Genomic DNA, 17,114 nt, shown 5'->3' on the forward strand with positions numbered 1-17,114 from the left:
TGAGTGGGTAGTGCAGCCAGGCACGCTAGCGGGTTTCGCGACCGCTGGCATGTGCCGTTGGATTGGGTGGAAGGCCGCGGTTGGGGATGGCGGCGTTACAACGTCTCGTCCTTGAAAATCGCCACATGCGCGGTGCCGTCGGCGCCGATCCAGCCGCGGTACATGCCCTCGGTAGTGAATGGAAACGCCAGGTTGCCCTGTGCATCCAGCGCGATGGCGCCGCCGTCCCCGCCGGCCTTCGGGATCTGCTGGTCGATCACGGTCTCGGCGGCCTGCTGCAGCGATTGCCCGGCGTATTTCATGCGCGCACAGATGTCGTAGGCAGCGACGGCGCGGATGTAGAACTCGCCCCAGCCGGTGCCGGACACCGCGCATTGGCTGTTGGCATAGGTGCCGGCCCCGATGATCGGCGCATCGCCGACCCGGCCATAGCGCTTGTTGGTCATGCCGCCGGTGGAGGTACCGGCAGCCAGATGGCCGTCGCGGTCCAGCGCCAGCGCGCCGACGGTGCCGAAATGCTTGGCGGTCTCCAGATCCAGCTCGGCCTGCGCCTGGCGGTCGCCGGCCTCGGCCTTGAGCGCTTTCTGCAGCTGCTGCCAGCGCTTGTCGGTGCGGAAATAGCCCGGGTCCACCAGGGTGATGCCCTGCTCGCGCGCGAACGCTTCAGCGCCGTCGCCGACCAGCATCACGTGCTTGGAGCGGTCCATCACGCTGCGTGCCAGCAGGATCGGGTTCTTGACCGTGTGCACGCCGGCAATCGCACCGGCCTTGCCGCTGGCGCCATCCATGATGGCCGCATCCAGTTCGTTCTTGCCGTCATGGGTGAACACCGCACCGCGGCCCGCGTTTAACTGCGGCGCATCCTCCAGCACGGTGATGGTGGCGGCCACTGCATCCACTGCACTGCCGCCATGTTGCAGCACCGCGTGCCCGGCACGCAGTGCGCGTTGCATCGCCTCGCGCGCCTGCGCCTGCTCGTCCCTGGAAAGGCTGGATTTCTCCACGCCCGCGCCACCGTGGATGACCAGCATCGGCGTGGCTGCAAGCACAGGGCCGGCGATGAGCAGCAGAGAGAGCGACAGGCATAACGCGCGTGCGGACTTAGCGATCATGAAGTTCCTTGATGGAGTGAATGTTTCACGTCAGGCGGACCGGATTTACCAAGCAACGCCGGCCATCCTTCAACCGCGCGCCACACCATTCACAACGTATCGCGATGCTTGCCACGCCATGGCCGGTACCAGGTGCGAATGGCGGCGATATCGGCGGCCATGTCGTTACCGGTCCAGAACGGCTCGCCGATGCCCACGGTCTTGCTGGGGTAGTCGAAATACACCGGCAGGATCGGCACCTTGGAATCGGAGGCGATCTTCCAGAAGCCGGCCTTCCAGTTCTCCACGCGCTTGCGTGTGCCTTCGGGTGTGATCACGTACCACATCTGCTCGGAGTTGCGGATCAATCGCACCGCCTGGCCAATGGTGCCCTGCGGCGAGCTGCGGTCCAGCGGGATGGCGCCGAGCCTGCGCAACAGCGGACCCAGCGGCCACCAGAACAACTGCGATTTGCCGAGCACGCGCACGTCGAAGCCGAGCGCGAACTTGGCCGCAAATCCCACAAACCCGTCCCAGTTGGACGAATGCGGGGCCACGATCATGACCAGCTTGGGCTCGTCGGGCAGCCGCCCGAGCAGGCGCCAGCCGGTCACGCGCAAGGCGGTACGGCCCAGCCAGCGGATGAAGCGGCCATGCGCGCGCGGCATCCGGGGCGGAGATGGCTGCAGCAGGATGTTGGCCTGTGTTACCGGTGGCAACGACGGGTCGGCTTGACTCACGCTTACTCCCAGTGGGACGCCGAGCGTCCACGCTTGATTTGGCTGCGTTCCCGCTTGGCATCCAGCCGCCGCAGCTTGGCACCATGACTCGGTTTGGTGGCGACCCGGCGCTTGGGCACCGACAGGCACGCACTGATGATTTCGACCAGTCGCTCGCGCGCATCGTCGCGGTTGCGGTCCTGGGTCCGGAAGCGTTGCGCGTCGATCACCAGCACGCCGTCGGCAGTCATGCGGCGGTCGCGTCGCGACAGCAACCGCGCCCGCAACGGCTCGGGCAGCGACGGCGACCCCGCCACGTCGAAACGCAGCTCCACCGCGGTGGACACCTTGTTGACGTTCTGCCCGCCCGCGCCGCTGGCACGCACGAAGCGCTCGACGAGTTCGCTGGGCGGAATCGTCAGGCTGGGGGTGATCTGGATCGGGTCGCTGGCCATGAGCGCCGATTGTATCGGCAGCGGCGTGGACGCGCGCGCGAACGCCGGCTTCCCGTATGCTGCGGCCGGTCCCCCGTTTGCAGGATGCTCCGATGACACCTACTTGTTCGCTCGCTGCCGCGCGCGCCCTTGCCCGCCGGCTGCTGCTGTCGGCCCTGCTGGCCGTGGCCGCCCCGGCCGCGTGGGCGCAAGCGCCCAGCGATGCCGACATCAACCGCCTGCTGGCCGCTTCGCGGGCGCAGACCATGCTGGATACGATGCTGCCGCAGATCGAAGCGATGCAGCAGCAGCAATTCGCACAGCTCACCGCACAGCGCCAGCTCGACGCCGACCAACAGGCGCAGCTGCAGCGCATCCAGGAACGTACCCGCCAGACCGTGCGCAAGGCGCTGTCGTGGTCGGAACTGCGGCCGATGTATGTGGATATCTACAAGCGCTCGTTCTCGCGCGAGGACGTGCTGGCCATGGCCGAGTTCTACGAGAGCTCGGCCGGCCAAAGCCTGCTCGACAAGACTCCCGCCCTGACCCAGAACCTGATGGGCGCCATCCAGCAAAGGATGCTGCCGCTGTTTGCCGACCTGCAGAAGGATCTGGAGAAGATCGTCAACGAACCTGCGCCGGCCAAGAAGCCCTGAGAGGCGGGATCGAGATTGGGAGTGGGAACCGCGTGATCGCTGCGACGGGGGTGGGTGCGAGTGCAGGCGGGTGTGGGATTGGATTGCGTTGCTGGTGACGGCGGTGCGTTACCTTTTCGGTGACGGAAGAACGCGATGCGTCCTTCTCCCCGCGGGGGAGCGCCTGTGACAAGCACGCCCCCATCCGCCCTTCGGGCACCTTCCCCCGCAAGCGGGGGAAGGAAGCAGCACGGGCAGGCGAGCATTGGGCGTCGCGCTCGAGCGCCTCTCCCGCCCGCGCACTCAACCCCCTCTCCTGCCCGCGGAGAGGAGTTGGGGTGAGGGGACGCTGGCGCAGATGTCTAGCAGACTGAATGAACATCTCGATCTGCGAACCAGGCACACCACATCACGCCGTCTGCATGAGTCCCAACCCCGCCATCTCCCACCCAAACAACGCGCAGGCCTTGGAAAATTCGACATCCAGCGGCGCGGTGACGCCGATGCGCCTGCCATCGGCCGGATGCGGAAATTCCAGGCGTTCGGCGTGCAGCAACATGCGGTGGATGCCGAGCATGCGGAAACTGCGGTTGTGGCGGCCGTCGCCGTGGCTGGTGTCGCCGATCATGTGATGCGACAGATGCTTCATATGCCGGCGAATCTGCCGGAAGCGGCCGGTCTGCGGCTGACAGCGCAGCAGTGCGTAGCGCGAGGTGGTGAACCCGGTGGAAGGAATCTCCAGCTCGCCGGTGGCCAGACGCTGGAAATGCGTCACTGCCGGCTTCTTGACCGGCTTGCCCGGACCGCCGTCCAGGTCATGGTCGACGATGAAGCGCTCCTCGGCCGGCCAGCCGCGACAGACGGTGAGGTACTGTTTCTCCACCTCGCCGGCCATCAAGGCCTTGCCCAGCGCACTGGCGCTGTCGCGATCGAAGGCCAACAGCAGGCAGCCGCTGGTGGCGCGGTCGAGCCGGTGCACCAAAAAGATCGGCTTGCCCAGCTGCTCGCGCAGGCGGTCGGCCAGGAAGTCGTCCTCTCCACGCGCCAGCTTGCTGTCATGGACCATTAGGCCGGCGGGTTTGTCGACGACGGCCAGGACATCGTCCTGGTAGAGGATCTGCAACTGTTTGGGGGATATGCTCACCGGCCGATTATCCGCATCGCCGACACCGCATGCCACTGCATCGCCGCGCTGCCGGCAGCGAACAAACGACTGTGCGTTGCCAGGCCACGCGCACGGCCACGGCTGCGGCCCGCACCGCTCGTACGGTGCGGTTGCTGCGTGCTACCACGCAGCTGATGCCTGCCCGCTGTGTGGGTGGCTGCTTCGCATCTCACGCGACCGAACCACGCCAGCGTCAGCGCGGGCGATGCACGTAGCGCGGCGTGTTGCATCGTTCAACGCCAACAGATGGACTACCAGCCGCGCGCTCAGTAGGGCGTGCCGTCCTTGTGCCGGTACGCGCGCTGCCCATCCGCCATCGGGACCAGCATCAGGTCATCGTCCGGATAGGTCACGCAATCGCCGGGGCTGCGGTCACCCACTTCCAGGTACGTCACCACCGCCTCGCTGCGATTGATCAGGCAATGCGTATCGCCATCACCGGCGCGGAAGCCAACGCACATGCCCGGCTGCAGCAATTGCTCGCCGGCGTTGGTGATCAGGCTGGGCGCGCCGCTGACGATGTAGACGAATTCGTCCTGCTGCGAATGCCCGTGCCGCAGCGCCGAGCGCGCATCCGGCGCCAGCGTGGTCAGGTTGACGCCGAAGTTGCGCAGCCCGAACACCTCGCCCAGTGCGCGCTTCTGGCGGCCGCCCATCTGCGCGGCGAACACCGGCGGATAGCTGGAATGTTGCGTGCGCGGTGGGGCGTCCAGCGCAGCAATCGCGGCAACCGGTGTGCTTGCGTCCACGGCATCGGTTGCGTCGGGCATGGTCGTCTCCTATCGCCGCAACCAGGCGACCAGCAGCGCGGCCGAACCGGCGCCGCCGCTGATCCAGCTCCACACCGGCACCGTGCCCAGGTACCAGCCATCCGGATGTAGGCCGTACAGCACGGCTGCAACCACCAGTAACCCGCTGCCGGTGATGGCGGTCACCACGCGGGTTTGCAGCTTGCGCAGGCTCAGGTCCAGGGCAAGCAGTTCGGGCGAGCGGATGCCGATCTGATGGCGGCCTTCCACCTGCTGCTTCAGCCAGCTGTGCACCAGCCGCGGCATGTCCGGCGCATGGGTCATGATCTCCGGCAAACGCTTGCCCAGTTCGCGCAGCACACGGCGCGGGCTGTAACGCTCGCGCAGGATGCGTTCGAGCACCGGTCGCGCCACCGCCCAGATATCCAGCCTGGGGTCGAGCTGCCGGCCCACGCCTTCGATATTGAGTAGCGTTTTCTGCAGCAGGATCAGCTGCGGCTGCAACGTCAACTCATAGCGCTGCGCCACGCGGAACAATTTGATCAGCACCTGCGCCAGTGAAATCTCCGATAGCGGGCGGGTGAAATACGGCTCGCACACCGAGCGCGCTGCCGCTTCCAGTTCGTCGATGCGCACGTTGCTGGGCATCCAGCCAGCCTCCACGTGCAACTCGGCCATGCGGCGGTAATCCTTGTGGAAGATCGCCATGAAGTTCTCGGCCAGGTAGTACTGATCTTCCTGCGAGAGCTGGCCCATGATGCCGAAATCCAGCGCGATGAAGCGCGGATTGAGCCGGCGTTCCGGATCCGAATCGACCCAGATGTTGCCGGCGTGCGCATCGGCGTGGAAGAAGTTGTCGCGAAATACCTGGGTGTAGAACACGCGCACGCCCTTGGCCGCGAGCGCCTTGCGATCGATGCCGGCCGCGTCGAGCTTGGCGATGTCGTCGGACGGAATGCCGTACACGCGCTCCAGCGTGAGCGCGCGCTCGGCGGTGTGCGACCAGATCACTTCCGGCACGTACAGATCGTCCGAGCCTTCCCAGAACCGGCGCAACACGCTGGCGTTGGCGCCTTCGCGCTGCAGATCCAGTTCGGCGGCCAGCGTGCCTTCGATCTCGGCCACCACTTCGCGCGGCCGGATCTTGTCCGCACGCGGGTGGGTGCGCTCGACCAGGGTGGCCAGCGAGTGCAGCAACGCGATATCGGCATCGATCTGGCGCTCGATCTCCGGGCGCAGCACCTTGACCACCACTTCGCGGCGCACGCCGTTGGCATCGGGCGGCAACGTGGCTGCATGCACCTGCGCAATGGACGCCGAGGCCAGCGGCACGGTATCGAAACTTGCAAACGCCACGCTCACCGGCAGGCCGAGTGCGGCTTCGACGATCAGACGCGCGGCCTGGCCATCGAATGGCTTGACCCGGTCCTGCAGCAAGGTGAGTTCCTCGGCCACGTCGGCCGGAATCAGATCGCGTCGGGTGGACAGAATCTGCCCGAACTTGACGAAGATCGGCCCCAGCTCCTGCAGCGCCAGGCGCAGCCGCGCACCGCGCGATTGCGCGGCGATTTCGGCGCTGGCACGCGGCACGAAGGGTTTGGCCAAACGCAGCCAGCGCTCGGCCGGGGCGCCTTCCAGCAAGGCGTCCAGGCGGTAGCGCAGGATCACCCGGCCGATGCGGCTTGCCCGCAGGATCGCCTTCATGCCGCGCCTCCGTTCGTGCGCAGGCGGCTCACGCGCGCGGCCAGCCGTTCGACGTCATCGCGTAGTTCGTCCACGTCGTCGTGGAAAGCCTCAAGCTCGGCGCGCGGCACCACATCGCGCGATTCTTCGGTGACGAATTCGGCTGCGCTCTGCGCCAGATCCACTGCACTGCGCCGTGCCTGCTGCAGCGCTGCGCGCACCGCACCGGCAATCTGCACGCCCAGAATGTCGCCGAACACCGAAACGAACGGCAACTGCCAATCCGGGTCGAAGCGGCCAGCCAGTTGCTGCAGCTGGCGCGCCAGTTCGGCATCGCCGGAAACCTTGAGCCGACCGGCCGGCGCGCCGGTGCGACGTGCGTTGGCCAGCAGCGGCAGTTGCCCGAGCAAGCCGGCCAGGCTGCTGCGCACCGCCAGGTCGGGTTCCTGTGCCTGATCGACCGGGCCGACCAGCAACCGGCGCTCGTGCACGCGAATCTGCAGGGCCAGCGCGGGCGCCTCCAGGGTCAGCGCGATGCGCTGGCCTTCCAGCGGCAGCAGGGCGTCGCGGGTATCCGGGTCCAGCGCCAGCGCACGGTTGAGCGCTGCCTGCAGGGCCTGGCCGGCGAGCGGCTTGAGGGAATTGAAGAGTGATCCGGGCATGGGCGCATTCTACCGCCCCTGCATGTCGCAGCTGCCTGACGGCGGCGTGCACGTGTGCCGGCTGCCGGTGTGGCGATCGTGCGGTCGTTGCAAGGGTGCGTCGCCGGGCAAGGTAGGGCATTGACAGGCGCATTGGGCACGCCGGCGTTGTTTGCCATGGCTGGCTGCAGCAAGACTTCCTTCAGCGCATACGCCACAGGCATCCTGTCCACTTCGAATGGCAGGAGCAGGCAATGCGCATGATTCGGGTCGGCCTCATCTTCGGTGGCAAATCGGCCGAGCACGAGGTTTCGTTGCAATCGGCGCGCAATATCCTGGATGCGCTGGACCCGCAACGCTTCGAGCCGGTGCTGATCGGTATCGACAAGCAAGGCCAGTGGCACGTCAACGACCCCGACAGCTTCCTGCTGCATGCCGACGACCCGGTGCGCATCGCGCTGCATCGTAGCGGTCGCGGCGTGGCGCTGCTGCCGGGCGCGCAACAGCAGCAGGTGCGCCCGATCCAGCCGGAGCAGGCACTGGCGCAGATCGATGTGGTGTTTCCCATCGTGCACGGCACCCTGGGCGAAGACGGCTCGCTGCAGGGGCTGCTGCGCATGGCCAACCTGCCGTTCGTCGGCTCCGGCGTACTCGGCTCGGCGGTCGCGATGGACAAGGACATGGCAAAGCGCGTGTTGCGCGATGCCGGGCTGGCGGTGGCGCCGTTCGCCTGCTTCAACCGCCACACCGCCGCAATGGCCGATGTGGATGCGTTGATCGCGCAGTTGGGCTTGCCACTGTTCGTCAAACCGGCCAACCAGGGCTCGTCGGTCGGCGTCAGCCAGGTGCGCAGCGCCGACCAGTTCGCCGCTGCACTCGCCCTGGCCTTGGCCTACGACCACAAGGTGCTGGTGGAAGCAGCCATTGCCGGGCGCGAAATCGAATGTGCCGTGCTGGGCAACGATGCGCCCCAAGCGAGCGTCTGTGGCGAAGTGGTGGTGCACGATGCGTTCTATTCGTACGAAACCAAATACATCAGCGAACACGGTGCGGAGATCGTGATCCCGGCTGACATCGATGCGCAGACCCAGCAGCGCATCCAGCAAGTCGCGGTGCAGGCCTATCAGGCACTGGACTGTGCAGGCATGGCACGCGTGGACGTGTTCCTGTGCGCCGATGGACGCATCGTGATCAACGAGGTCAACACGCTGCCGGGCTTCACCCGCATCAGCATGTATCCGAAATTGTGGCAGGCAAGCGGGCTGGACTATCAAAGTCTGATCACGCGGTTGATCGAGCTCGCACTACAGCGACATGCCGAGGACCAGTTGCTGCGCAGTGCGGTCCAACCGCAGTGATGGCGCTGCCGCCACGACGTGCCATACCGCCGCACAACCACGACGCGGCGCTTGCACTTGATAACGCCGATGCCACCGCTTGTCTTTGCTCGATTTCGATGGCCTCGCCGCGTTGCTGGCAATGGCCTGGCACCTCCGTATCGCCGCGCCGGCTGACGGCTTGCTGCTCGCGCTGGATCAGGATGCGATGTGCCACTGCGAACTTCGCGTGGACGGCCGATCGCGTTGCACGCTTCGTGGAAGTCGAACGCATCGTGATCGCCGCACCGCACGTCGGCGCGGTCTTGCCACGCAGTTGCATGGCGAACTCATCCGTCAGTCGCGTGCAGCAGGACAGCGGCTGCTGGTGTGCAAGGTCGATCCGAGGCCTGCCAAAGCCGCCTCCAGCGCGCTGCATCGGTAACCGGAATTTGCTGCGATCGGCGATGCCGTGCTGGCCAATGGCAAGCACGTGCGGTCCAAGGGAAAACAGCGGTAATCAGCCAAGATCCGGGCACTTGCCGCCACAACGCACAGGGCCCGCGTCCTTGCGGAAGCGGGCCCTGTGAGCGCCAACCGGCAGCGCCGCTGCCGTGACGTATCGCAGCGAAGCGTTATACCTTGCCGCGACGGAACATCGAGATCACTGCCAGGATCAGGAACACCACGAACAGGATCCAGGCGATGTTGGTCGCCGCACCGGCGATACCGCTAAAGCCCAGCACAGCAGCGATGATGGCGATGACGAAAAAGATGATGGCGTAATGCAGCATGGCAAGGTATCCAAAAGTTGTCGTGCCGAATCGGCGCAGACGTATCTTGTGGATATGCCGGTCTTTATACGGTGATGGCGATGTCGTTGGAAGATGAGGATCGCAGCCGTTGCAGGCCTTCTTCGATGCTGACGCGCGGTACATAGCCGAAGTCGCGACGTGCCGGCTCCATGCTGTACCAATGAGGCGTACACAGCTGTTCCACCAGAAAACGGGTCAACGGCACCTCGCCTGGCAGACGCAACAGTGGCCATAGCGTTTCGCACACCGCACCGATACGGTACGCGGTGTTGAACGACAACGAACGCGTGACTGCCGGCGCACCCACCGCAGCCAGCAGGCGATTGAGCAACTCGCGCATCGGCAGCGGTTCGCCATTGGAAATGAAGTACGCCTTGCCTGCGCAGGCAGCGCCCACGGCAAGGTGCTCGAACGCATCGAAATGCGCCTGCGCGGCGTTGTCGATGTACGTGCTGTCGACCAGATTGCTGCCATCGCCGACCATGCGCAGCCGCCCGGCACGCGCACGCGCTGCCAGGCGCGGTAGCAAATGATTGTCGCCCGGCCCCCAGATCAGGCGCGGTCGCAGTGCCACTGTCGCCAACTGGGCGCCGTTGGCGGCCAGTACTGCACGTTCGGCGATGGCCTTGGTCGCCGCGTAGGCGGCGCGCAGATTGTCGCCATACGGCACTTCATCGGCACCGAGTCCTTCCACCGGGTTGGTGGCGCGATGGGTGACGCTGGGCGTGGAGGTATAGATCAACCGCGGCACGCCATTGGCGCGACAGGCCTCGATCACGTTCTGCGTGCCCACCACATTGGCCTGGTGATAGCTGTCGTAACTGCCCCAGGCGCCGGCCTTGGCGGCATTGTGGAACACCGCATCGATCCCGGCGAAGGCATGCCGCACCGCCTGCGGGTCGGCCAGGTCGCCGCGGATCTGGCTCACGCCCAGCTGTTGCAGCACCGGGTAATCGCCGCGCTGGAAGCTCACCACCTCGTGCCCACGCGCGCGCAGGCCGCGGCACAACGCCTGGCCAAGAAAGCCGCCACCACCGGTCACCAATACCTTCATCGCACCACACCTCGCCTCTGAGGGACGACACCATAGCCGGCCATACCCGCCTTGGCGATCTTGCCTCGACACGTGGCCATGCAATCTGCCGCAGGCGACCCGAAGCGACCAATGCACACTGCGCCTAATGTCCGGCGCGGTGTGGAGTGCTCGGAATCGATCGCTCGCGCACTGCGATTTCTCAGAGCGATTTTTTGAGCGCGCCATCCACGCCCGCCCACCACTGCGCGCGCCCTGTGGTCAGCCGCTCTTCTGCAGCTGCTGCGCTGCCCACACCGCCAGCGTTTCGCGGCCGATCTTGGCGTTATGGCGGATATCCACCGGAAAGCCCGGATGGCACAGGAAATCGGCGATGCCGGCGGTGAGCGGATGCGCTGCAGCGGTACTGCGCAGCTGCTGCCTGAAGTCCTCCTGCTCCATCGGGCTGGACATCCAGGCGTAGGCGTCCGGTTCGTAGCACAGCACCGGACGCTGCCGGCCCCTCTCGCCCACGCCCACCAGCGCGCTGCGCCCCATCCCGGGTAACGCATTGAAGATCTGCTCCACCTGCTCGGTGTACATCGGGCCTTGTGCGGTTTCCACGCGCTGGGTCTTGCGCCCGCAGAACCACAAGCGTCCTTCGGCATCGAAATACCCCACATCGCCCATGCGGTGCACGATGCGCTCGCTGCCATCGCCGCAACGTTCGCGGATCTTGGCGATGCGCGTGGCCGCATCACGGTTGAAATAAGTGTCGGTGGCGGTGGGGCCGGCAACGGTGATCTCGCCGACCTCGCCCGTCGCCAGCTCGCGCACGCCGCTCCAGTCAGCAATGGCCGCATCGTCGATCGCAATAATGCGCACCTGGTTGGGCGGCACGACATGGCCCACGCAGGTGCCGGCACCGGCTTCCGTGGCGCTGCGCGTCGCTTCCAGGGTGCGGCCTTCGATCGCGGCCACCGGCAGGCACTCGGTGGCGCCGTACGGGGTCCAGAACTGCGCATCGGCCGGCAGCAGCGCGCGGATCTTGGCCACCACATCCGGCGGCACCGGCGCACCGGCCGAAGTGGCCAGGCGCACGTTGGGAAGCGGCTGGCCATGATCGGCCAGCACGCGCATCAATGCAGGCGAACCGAACAACTGGGTGACGCCAAAGCGCGCGATCGCATCATGCAACTTGCGCGGGTCGGCGCTGCCCGGGCGCGTCGGGTCCATGTCCGGAATCACCGAGGTCAGCCCCAGCGCGGGGTCGAACAAGGCAAACGGCGGGAACGTCGGCAAGTCCACGCCGCCGGGCTGCATACCGAAGGCATTGCGCAGCAATTCGATCTGCCCGACAAAATGCCGGTGCCGGTAGACCACGCCCTTGGGCACGCCGGTGGAGCCGCTGGTGAACAGGATCGCCGCCACATCGTCGGGCGCGGTGTCGGCCAACTGGCTGCCTGCGCCGGCGCCATCGCGCTCTACACGTGCCAGCGTGACTCCGCCCCAGCCGTAAGGTCCGCCGACGGTGACGATCTGCTTTGCCGAGCGCGCCCAGCGCAGCAACCGGCGTGCCAGCTGCGCCAGCGCAATGCCGATAAACGCCTGCGGCTGCGCTTCGTCCAGACATTGCTTGAGCGCTCGCTTGTCGATGCCCGGGTCCACCAGCACCGGCACCGCACCGGCCTTGAACAAGGCAAACATCAGCAGGAAGAATTCCGGCGACGGCCGCACCATCACCACCGCACGCGCGCCGCGCCCGATGCCGTGGCGTGCCAGTCCGGCGGCAATCGCATCGCTGCGCGTATCCAGCTCGGCATAGCTCAAGGTCACATCGTAGGCAGCAAACCCGTTGACACCGCGACCGCCCGGGCAGCGGATGGCGATCTGGTCGGGGCGCTCGCGCGCCAGTTGCGGCAGGGTGGCCGCGATATTGCAGAGGGTCGTCATTGGCGCATTATCACCCATGCACCAATGCCGCCGGCCGCCTGCAGGCTACTTGCAGGCAACGCGTGGCGCAGGGGGGAGGCAGGCGCGGCTCACCATCGCGCGGCGCCCATGCCGCATCGATGCGCGGCAGTGGCCGATCAAATCGTCGCAATAGATTCTCAGCGCATGCCAGAGCGCGACGGCACGCGTGCAGCCCCGCGTCCCCAGGCATGGCGGCGCACATCTGAATCGCTAACCGGCCACCGCAGCACGCTACTTGTATCGCGGCGCGGTTCGGTCAAAATGCCGCGCTTCCCACGCGATTTCGCCGCGCCAGGCCCGGCATTCCATGGCACACCCCTGCCTTACCTGCGGCGCCTGCTGCGCCTATTTCCGCGTCAGTTTCCATTGGAGCGAGGCCGATCCTGCATTGGGCGGCAGGGTGCCGATCGAGCTGACCGAGGCGCTACGCACGCATGAGCGGGTGATGCGCGGCACCTCCCAATCGCAGCCGCGCTGCATCGCACTGGACGCCGACATCGGGCGCTACAGCCGCTGCAGCATCCACGACCGCCGCCCGTCGTCCTGCGCGGCCGTGCCGGCCTCGCTGGAATTCGGGCAGCGCAGTGCGCAATGCGACAAATCGCGCCTGGCGCACGGCCTGCACGCGCTGACCGATGCCGATTGGGTCGGCGTGGACGACGCGCAACGCAATCCGCTGCCGCCGGTATAACACCGTAGCGCAGCACCTGTGTCGTGCTCGCAACAGCGTCGGCAGGCAGCTGGCCGAGATCTCCTGCGCGCTGCATCGGATGTCGATGCAGTCATTGCAGTCATTGCGTGCGGTGAGCTGACGTGTCCCCGCACGCTGTGCCGGCGCGATGCGCTACAGCCGATTGCGCTCCAGAAACGCGCGAATCGCCGGCACCAACACCTCATGCTTGTCTTCCAGCACATAGTGATTGGCATCGTCGAATGCGCTCACTTCGGCCTGTGGCAATGCCTTGCGAAAGCCGGCCAGGAAGTGCTTGTCGAAACAGATATCGCGCAGACCCCAGGCAATGAAGGCCGGGCGATCGGCGAACGCAGGCAGCGCCTGCGCCGAGCGCTCCAGCAGCGACCACCCCTTGTCGGCTGGCGACAGCGGGATATCCTGCATGAAGCGGATGGTGGAGATGCGATTGCGCCAGTTGTTGTACGGCGCCACATACGCACGACGTACCGCTGCCGGCATCCGCCGCGACACGCCAAACCACGAAGCGCCGGACGAAAACGCATTGAAGGTGCGGATGAACCACTCGCCCAGCCGCCAGTGCCGGCCCATCGCAATCTGCCATGGCATCGGTTTTTCCGCCGGCAGCGGGAACGCGGCCGTGTTGGTGATGACCAGCCGCTTGACCTGCGCGTGATGCGACAACGCCCAGCCGAAACCGATCATGCCGCCCCAATCGTGCACCGCCAGCGTGACTGGCCCGGTAATGCCCAGATGCCGCAACAAGCTGTCCAGATCCTCCACGCGCGATTGCAGCGTGTAGTCGTAACGCGGCTGCGCGTCGGGTGCATCGTCCGGCTTGTCGGACAAACCCATGCCGATGTGATCGGGCACGATGCAGCGGTAGCGATCGGACAGGCCGCTCACCAGATGCCGCCACAAATAGCTCCACGACGGATTGCCGTGCAGCATCACGACCACCTCGCCATCGCGCGGGCCTTCGTCCAGATACGACATCGCAACGCCGGGTCGCACCTCAAGGCGCTTGGGGGTGAAGGGATAGCCGGGGTAGTTCATGTAAATCGCATCCGATCCAGATCAAAGGACCCTGCGCTTTGCAGGCGCCCACCCAACTCGCGCAAATAGAAGAAATCACGCTCGCCGCGCTTGCGACCGACCATGAAAACGGGACCGTACTCCCGATGGGCAGCCGCACTCTTGTCCACTTCGCTGGGCTTACCCCACAAGTGGTCACCCTTCAATTCCAGCAGCGCGATACCCGGAGCAGAACTTTCTGCAACAGACACCACGAAATCAGGATAGAAGCCATCCCCCTCATCCCAGCGATAGAGGCCGATGCCTGATTTGGGTTGATTGCGATGCCACCACCGCACTTGGGTACTGGCATCCAGACGCTCCGCAATGGCGAGCTCATCCTGGTTCAAACCAGATGGAAAGACGCCATAAAGCCCACGATTGGCCGAGCGCAGCGGTTGATCGCTGACTAACTCGGCCGGCAGTAGCACATCGACATCGAGCACCTGGCCCTGACGCAGGCGTTTGAATGCATCTTGCAGAAGCCGAGGGCGTCTCACCAGCAAGAGATCCAACTGGCGCATTTGCAGCTCTTCGTCTTCAGGCGCTTCCGCGCCTGATGCTTCGATCGCGCGAACGAAACGCTCCAATAGTCTGAGGTATAACTCGCGATCGTTCGCTTCTACCAGCCGCAATCGGATTTGTTCGGCTTTTTCGGCGACAGCTTGCGGCGAAAGATTGGCCCAAAGGTCACTGCCATCTTCTGCGACCCGATGACCAGCAAACAAGTCTGTGTCCAAGCGCTGCACCTGCACCCTGCCACGCAGGCGATCGGCTAGCACTTCCGGTGAGAAATCGACGTGCGCGGCCAAGCCTGCCTCGAAATCGGCTGACACGGGTGGCAGCTGTTCTCCACGCAGGCGATCTGGCGCGTCGGAACGACGCGGATATCGATACATGCTCTCCTGAGCCAACACAAACGCACCAGCGGCACTGATGGCCCGAGCAGGCCAGGCACCCTCGCCTCCAAACATTTCCAGCGCGGCTTGGGTTGCGTTCGCCATCCCATCGAACGGGGTCCCCACTAGTGCACCAGCCACTTCACTCGTAGTGCCCGCCGAGGAAACCGCATCTCTCGCGGCTTCGGCGTCCAACACCTGCGCCCCTGCGCGCGATACCAGCAAGCTCAGAGGCTCTCCGCTGCGCACGACCTGCAGCGAGGCGCCATCGCCGATCATGGTGACAACCGTCTGCGTCCCGAGCTCAGGCGCCTGCGTTGTGAGTGTGTTGATCTGGGCGCCGGCTACCAGCAAACCTTCTTGCGACTCGGAGTTAGCCAAAAAGACATATCCGTGGTCCAGAACGGGCAGCACATCCATCTGCGCCTGCAGCAGCGCATGACGGCGCATGATGCGGCCGATCACTTGCACCCCGAAGCCTGAATCCCGGGTACCGCGCAATGCCGCCAGGGTGAACGCACGTGGCGCGTCGAACCCCAGGGCCACGGCCATCTTGAAGATCAGCACTTCCACTGTGGGATCTTGCGCCAACGACAATAGATCCGGATCAGGTTCGGCGGCGGTATGGACACGCACCGCGGTCGCATCGAATCCAAGGTGCTCAACTAGATACGTCCGTGCCGCTTCCTGCGCGACTTTGCCATCCGGCACCTGCACCAGCATCAATGGCGTCAGTGCAATATCCGCATCTGCCAAGTTCTTGCGAATGGTGCGATGCATCTGTGTGCACTCGCGCAACGCAAGATGTTCAAAATCCACCAATTGCGCGGTATCGCCATCGCGGGCGATAAAACGCACCATCCGCACGCCCCGCTTGAGCAGGCGGGCGTCCATTGCATCGGCACGGCTGACCGAGGCCCAGTCCGGTGGCTCCCCGACGAAATAACCGGTCGCACGTTCGAAGGCCTTCATATCAGCGTCGCGTGGCGTGGCGGTCATCAGCAGTGCGTAATCAGGCTTCAGCACGTCGCAAAAGAACGCCCTGGCTTGGGTATCTCGCTGGAATCCGTGATGCGCCTCATCCACCACACAGCCAATGCGCAAGTCTTGCTCACGTGCGAATGCGATGACGTCGTCGATGGAAAGGCCGGCGTCGCTGCGCTGGCGCGCGCGCCGGCTCTCGGCCTTGCGTGCCGCCAACGAGGCCCAGGTGACCACGAACACCCCGCCACCGCGCACCGCATCCAATTGCCGATCCGCATCCAGATCCAGCAGCGCCAACTCTGGTGCCTGATCGGTCAGAACCTTGCGCGATTGCTCGACCAGCCCAGTGAAAGGCGCAAACCAGAACCACAACATCCGTTCCTCGGCCGCCACGCGGCGCATCACTTCGATCGCCATACGCGTCTTGCCAGCGCCAGTCGGCGCCTGCAACACGATGACAGCGTCCTTGCGACGCGCCTGGTCAATGCGTTCGGGCGCTGCGGCGGCAATCTGTCGATATAGCGCACGCACCTCACCAAACTGGGCGACGATGCCGTCGCAGATAACGTTCTGAAACTCTTTCAATGGCATGGGCATATCAACGTCCGAAGCGTTCGCGCAGGTGGTGCGGCAAAGGCAGCAGAGACAAGTCGGCCGCTGCCTCTCTCAGCAATCCCTTCAGCCGTTCCGTCGACCAGGTATAGACGACAGCGACTGCCGCTGTGCGGGTCCGCAGCCACTCCCGCAACTGCTCTAAATGTGCGGCCTGGAAATCCGCCAAATAGGCCAGTTCGCCATCACTGCCAAAACCGCCGCCAGGCCAGGGCGACAACGGCTGGCGATGCAACAGTTGAAGCGCGTGCCAAACCTCTGCGTGGTCTAATTTGAGCGCCAACCGATGCTTCGGGATGCGACGGGTACGCAAGTAGGCGAAGCCGCCACCCATTCCCTCCATTGTTTGACCGTTTGTATCGGTATAGCCACCAAGGACACGGCGCACTCGCTCGGCACAAACGTCGCGGCATAGGTTCTTATCCGGCTCACCTTCAGTCGCTTCGGTACTACTCACAAGAATGAACTTACGTTTCCCGCCATCTTCGGCATTGAGTTTGGCGACGGCATGCGCGGCACTCCCAGAACCCGAAAAGAAATCCAACACGGTATCCTGATCATTTGTTACGTAAGACAGAATATCCTTAAGCAATAGCACAGGCTTAGGGAAGGTCTGAACA

At 65.1% G+C, this 17,114-nt stretch carries 16 protein-coding genes and 2 pseudogenes; 4 read left to right on the forward strand and 14 right to left on the reverse strand.

Going from position 1 to position 17,114, the window contains the following annotated elements:
* Positions 1-95: 95 nt before the first annotated feature.
* The 3 genes from J7367_RS12900 to arfB form a co-directional block, all read right to left on the reverse strand.
* Entirely contained in the window at positions 96-1,112 is a 1,017-nt protein-coding gene (locus J7367_RS12900) for an isoaspartyl peptidase/L-asparaginase (protein WP_057660090.1), read from the reverse strand.
* 89 nt (positions 1,113-1,201) lie between these two features.
* Positions 1,202-1,831, reverse strand: a complete 630-nt coding sequence (locus tag J7367_RS12905; RefSeq protein WP_005912266.1) for a lysophosphatidylcholine acyltransferase — start codon at positions 1,829-1,831, stop codon at positions 1,202-1,204.
* 2 nt (positions 1,832-1,833) lie between these two features.
* Entirely contained in the window at positions 1,834-2,265 is a 432-nt protein-coding gene (gene arfB / locus J7367_RS12910; protein WP_005912264.1) for an alternative ribosome rescue aminoacyl-tRNA hydrolase ArfB, read from the reverse strand.
* A 56-nt stretch (positions 2,266-2,321) separates the two neighbouring features.
* Between arfB and J7367_RS12915 the strand changes: the two genes are divergently transcribed.
* Positions 2,322-2,900: a DUF2059 domain-containing protein gene (locus J7367_RS12915; protein WP_007966404.1), complete on the forward strand. Its 579-nt coding sequence runs from the start codon at positions 2,322-2,324 to the stop codon at positions 2,898-2,900.
* 388 nt (positions 2,901-3,288) lie between these two features.
* Here J7367_RS12915 and J7367_RS12920 read toward each other — a convergent pair whose 3' ends face one another.
* From J7367_RS12920 to J7367_RS12935, 4 genes are all read right to left on the reverse strand, one after another.
* Positions 3,289-4,059: a pseudouridine synthase gene (locus tag J7367_RS12920; RefSeq protein WP_033481076.1), complete on the reverse strand. Its 771-nt coding sequence runs from the start codon at positions 4,057-4,059 to the stop codon at positions 3,289-3,291.
* A gap of 251 nt (positions 4,060-4,310) precedes the next feature.
* Positions 4,311-4,814, reverse strand: coding sequence for a cupin domain-containing protein (locus tag J7367_RS12925; protein ID WP_057660093.1), 504 nt, complete (start codon positions 4,812-4,814; stop codon positions 4,311-4,313).
* A gap of 9 nt (positions 4,815-4,823) precedes the next feature.
* Positions 4,824-6,497 carry a ubiquinone biosynthesis regulatory protein kinase UbiB gene (gene ubiB, locus J7367_RS12930; RefSeq protein ID WP_057660095.1) on the reverse strand — a complete coding sequence of 558 codons (1,674 nt, stop codon included), beginning with the start codon at positions 6,495-6,497 and terminating at the stop codon, positions 4,824-4,826.
* The gene (locus J7367_RS12935; protein WP_007966395.1) at positions 6,494-7,138 is read right to left on the reverse strand and encodes an SCP2 sterol-binding domain-containing protein; all 645 of its coding nucleotides are present in this window, start codon (positions 7,136-7,138) and stop codon (positions 6,494-6,496) included. Before J7367_RS12935 ends, ubiB begins: the two co-directional genes overlap by 4 nt.
* Before the next feature lie 233 nt (positions 7,139-7,371).
* Here J7367_RS12935 and ddlA point away from each other — a divergent pair, with 233 nt between their 5' ends.
* The gene (gene ddlA, locus J7367_RS12940; protein WP_057660097.1) at positions 7,372-8,475 is read left to right on the forward strand and encodes a D-alanine--D-alanine ligase; all 1,104 of its coding nucleotides are present in this window, start codon (positions 7,372-7,374) and stop codon (positions 8,473-8,475) included.
* Between the two features lie 63 nt (positions 8,476-8,538).
* On the opposite strand, the pseudogene J7367_RS12945 reads toward ddlA, so the two are convergent.
* A pseudogene (locus tag J7367_RS12945) lies at positions 8,539-8,728 on the reverse strand (hypothetical protein); the annotation flags it as partial.
* Here J7367_RS12945 and J7367_RS12950 point away from each other — a divergent pair.
* Positions 8,712-8,953: pseudogene (locus J7367_RS12950) on the forward strand (acetyltransferase). The pseudogenes J7367_RS12945 and J7367_RS12950 sit on opposite strands and share 17 nt — an antisense overlap.
* Positions 8,954-9,068: 115 nt before the next feature.
* Here the strand turns inward: J7367_RS12950 and J7367_RS12955 are convergent.
* The 3 genes from J7367_RS12955 to oleC all read right to left on the reverse strand — a co-directional run bounded on the left by J7367_RS12955 (position 9,069) and on the right by oleC (position 12,213).
* On the reverse strand, positions 9,069-9,227 hold the full coding sequence (locus J7367_RS12955) for a DUF1328 domain-containing protein (protein WP_003468167.1): 159 nt from the start codon (positions 9,225-9,227) through the stop codon (positions 9,069-9,071).
* Between the two features lie 64 nt (positions 9,228-9,291).
* The gene (gene oleD, locus J7367_RS12960; RefSeq protein WP_057660099.1) at positions 9,292-10,302 is read right to left on the reverse strand and encodes a 2-alkyl-3-oxoalkanoate reductase; all 1,011 of its coding nucleotides are present in this window, start codon (positions 10,300-10,302) and stop codon (positions 9,292-9,294) included.
* Between the two features lie 240 nt (positions 10,303-10,542).
* On the reverse strand, positions 10,543-12,213 hold the full coding sequence (gene oleC / locus J7367_RS12965) for an olefin beta-lactone synthetase (RefSeq protein WP_057660101.1): 1,671 nt from the start codon (positions 12,211-12,213) through the stop codon (positions 10,543-10,545).
* Between the two features lie 328 nt (positions 12,214-12,541).
* Here oleC and J7367_RS12970 point away from each other — a divergent pair, with 328 nt between their 5' ends.
* Positions 12,542-12,925 carry a YkgJ family cysteine cluster protein gene (locus J7367_RS12970; RefSeq protein WP_005928616.1) on the forward strand — a complete coding sequence of 128 codons (384 nt, stop codon included), beginning with the start codon at positions 12,542-12,544 and terminating at the stop codon, positions 12,923-12,925.
* 153 nt (positions 12,926-13,078) lie between these two features.
* Here the strand turns inward: J7367_RS12970 and J7367_RS12975 are convergent, their stop codons facing one another.
* The 3 genes from J7367_RS12975 to J7367_RS12985 form a co-directional block, all read right to left on the reverse strand.
* Positions 13,079-13,981, reverse strand: a complete 903-nt coding sequence (locus tag J7367_RS12975; protein WP_057660103.1) for an alpha/beta fold hydrolase — start codon at positions 13,979-13,981, stop codon at positions 13,079-13,081.
* Positions 13,978-16,473: a DEAD/DEAH box helicase family protein gene (locus J7367_RS12980; RefSeq protein ID WP_176214998.1), complete on the reverse strand. Its 2,496-nt coding sequence runs from the start codon at positions 16,471-16,473 to the stop codon at positions 13,978-13,980. Before J7367_RS12980 ends, J7367_RS12975 begins: the two co-directional genes overlap by 4 nt.
* Before the next feature lie 7 nt (positions 16,474-16,480).
* The coding region (locus tag J7367_RS12985) for a DNA methyltransferase (RefSeq protein WP_217805494.1) at positions 16,481-17,114 on the reverse strand (634 nt) is incomplete at its 5' end.

Origin of the sequence: Xanthomonas sp. D-36-1 (assembly GCF_017746155.1) — a bacterium.
Classification (GTDB): domain Bacteria; phylum Pseudomonadota; class Gammaproteobacteria; order Xanthomonadales; family Xanthomonadaceae; genus Xanthomonas; species Xanthomonas cissicola.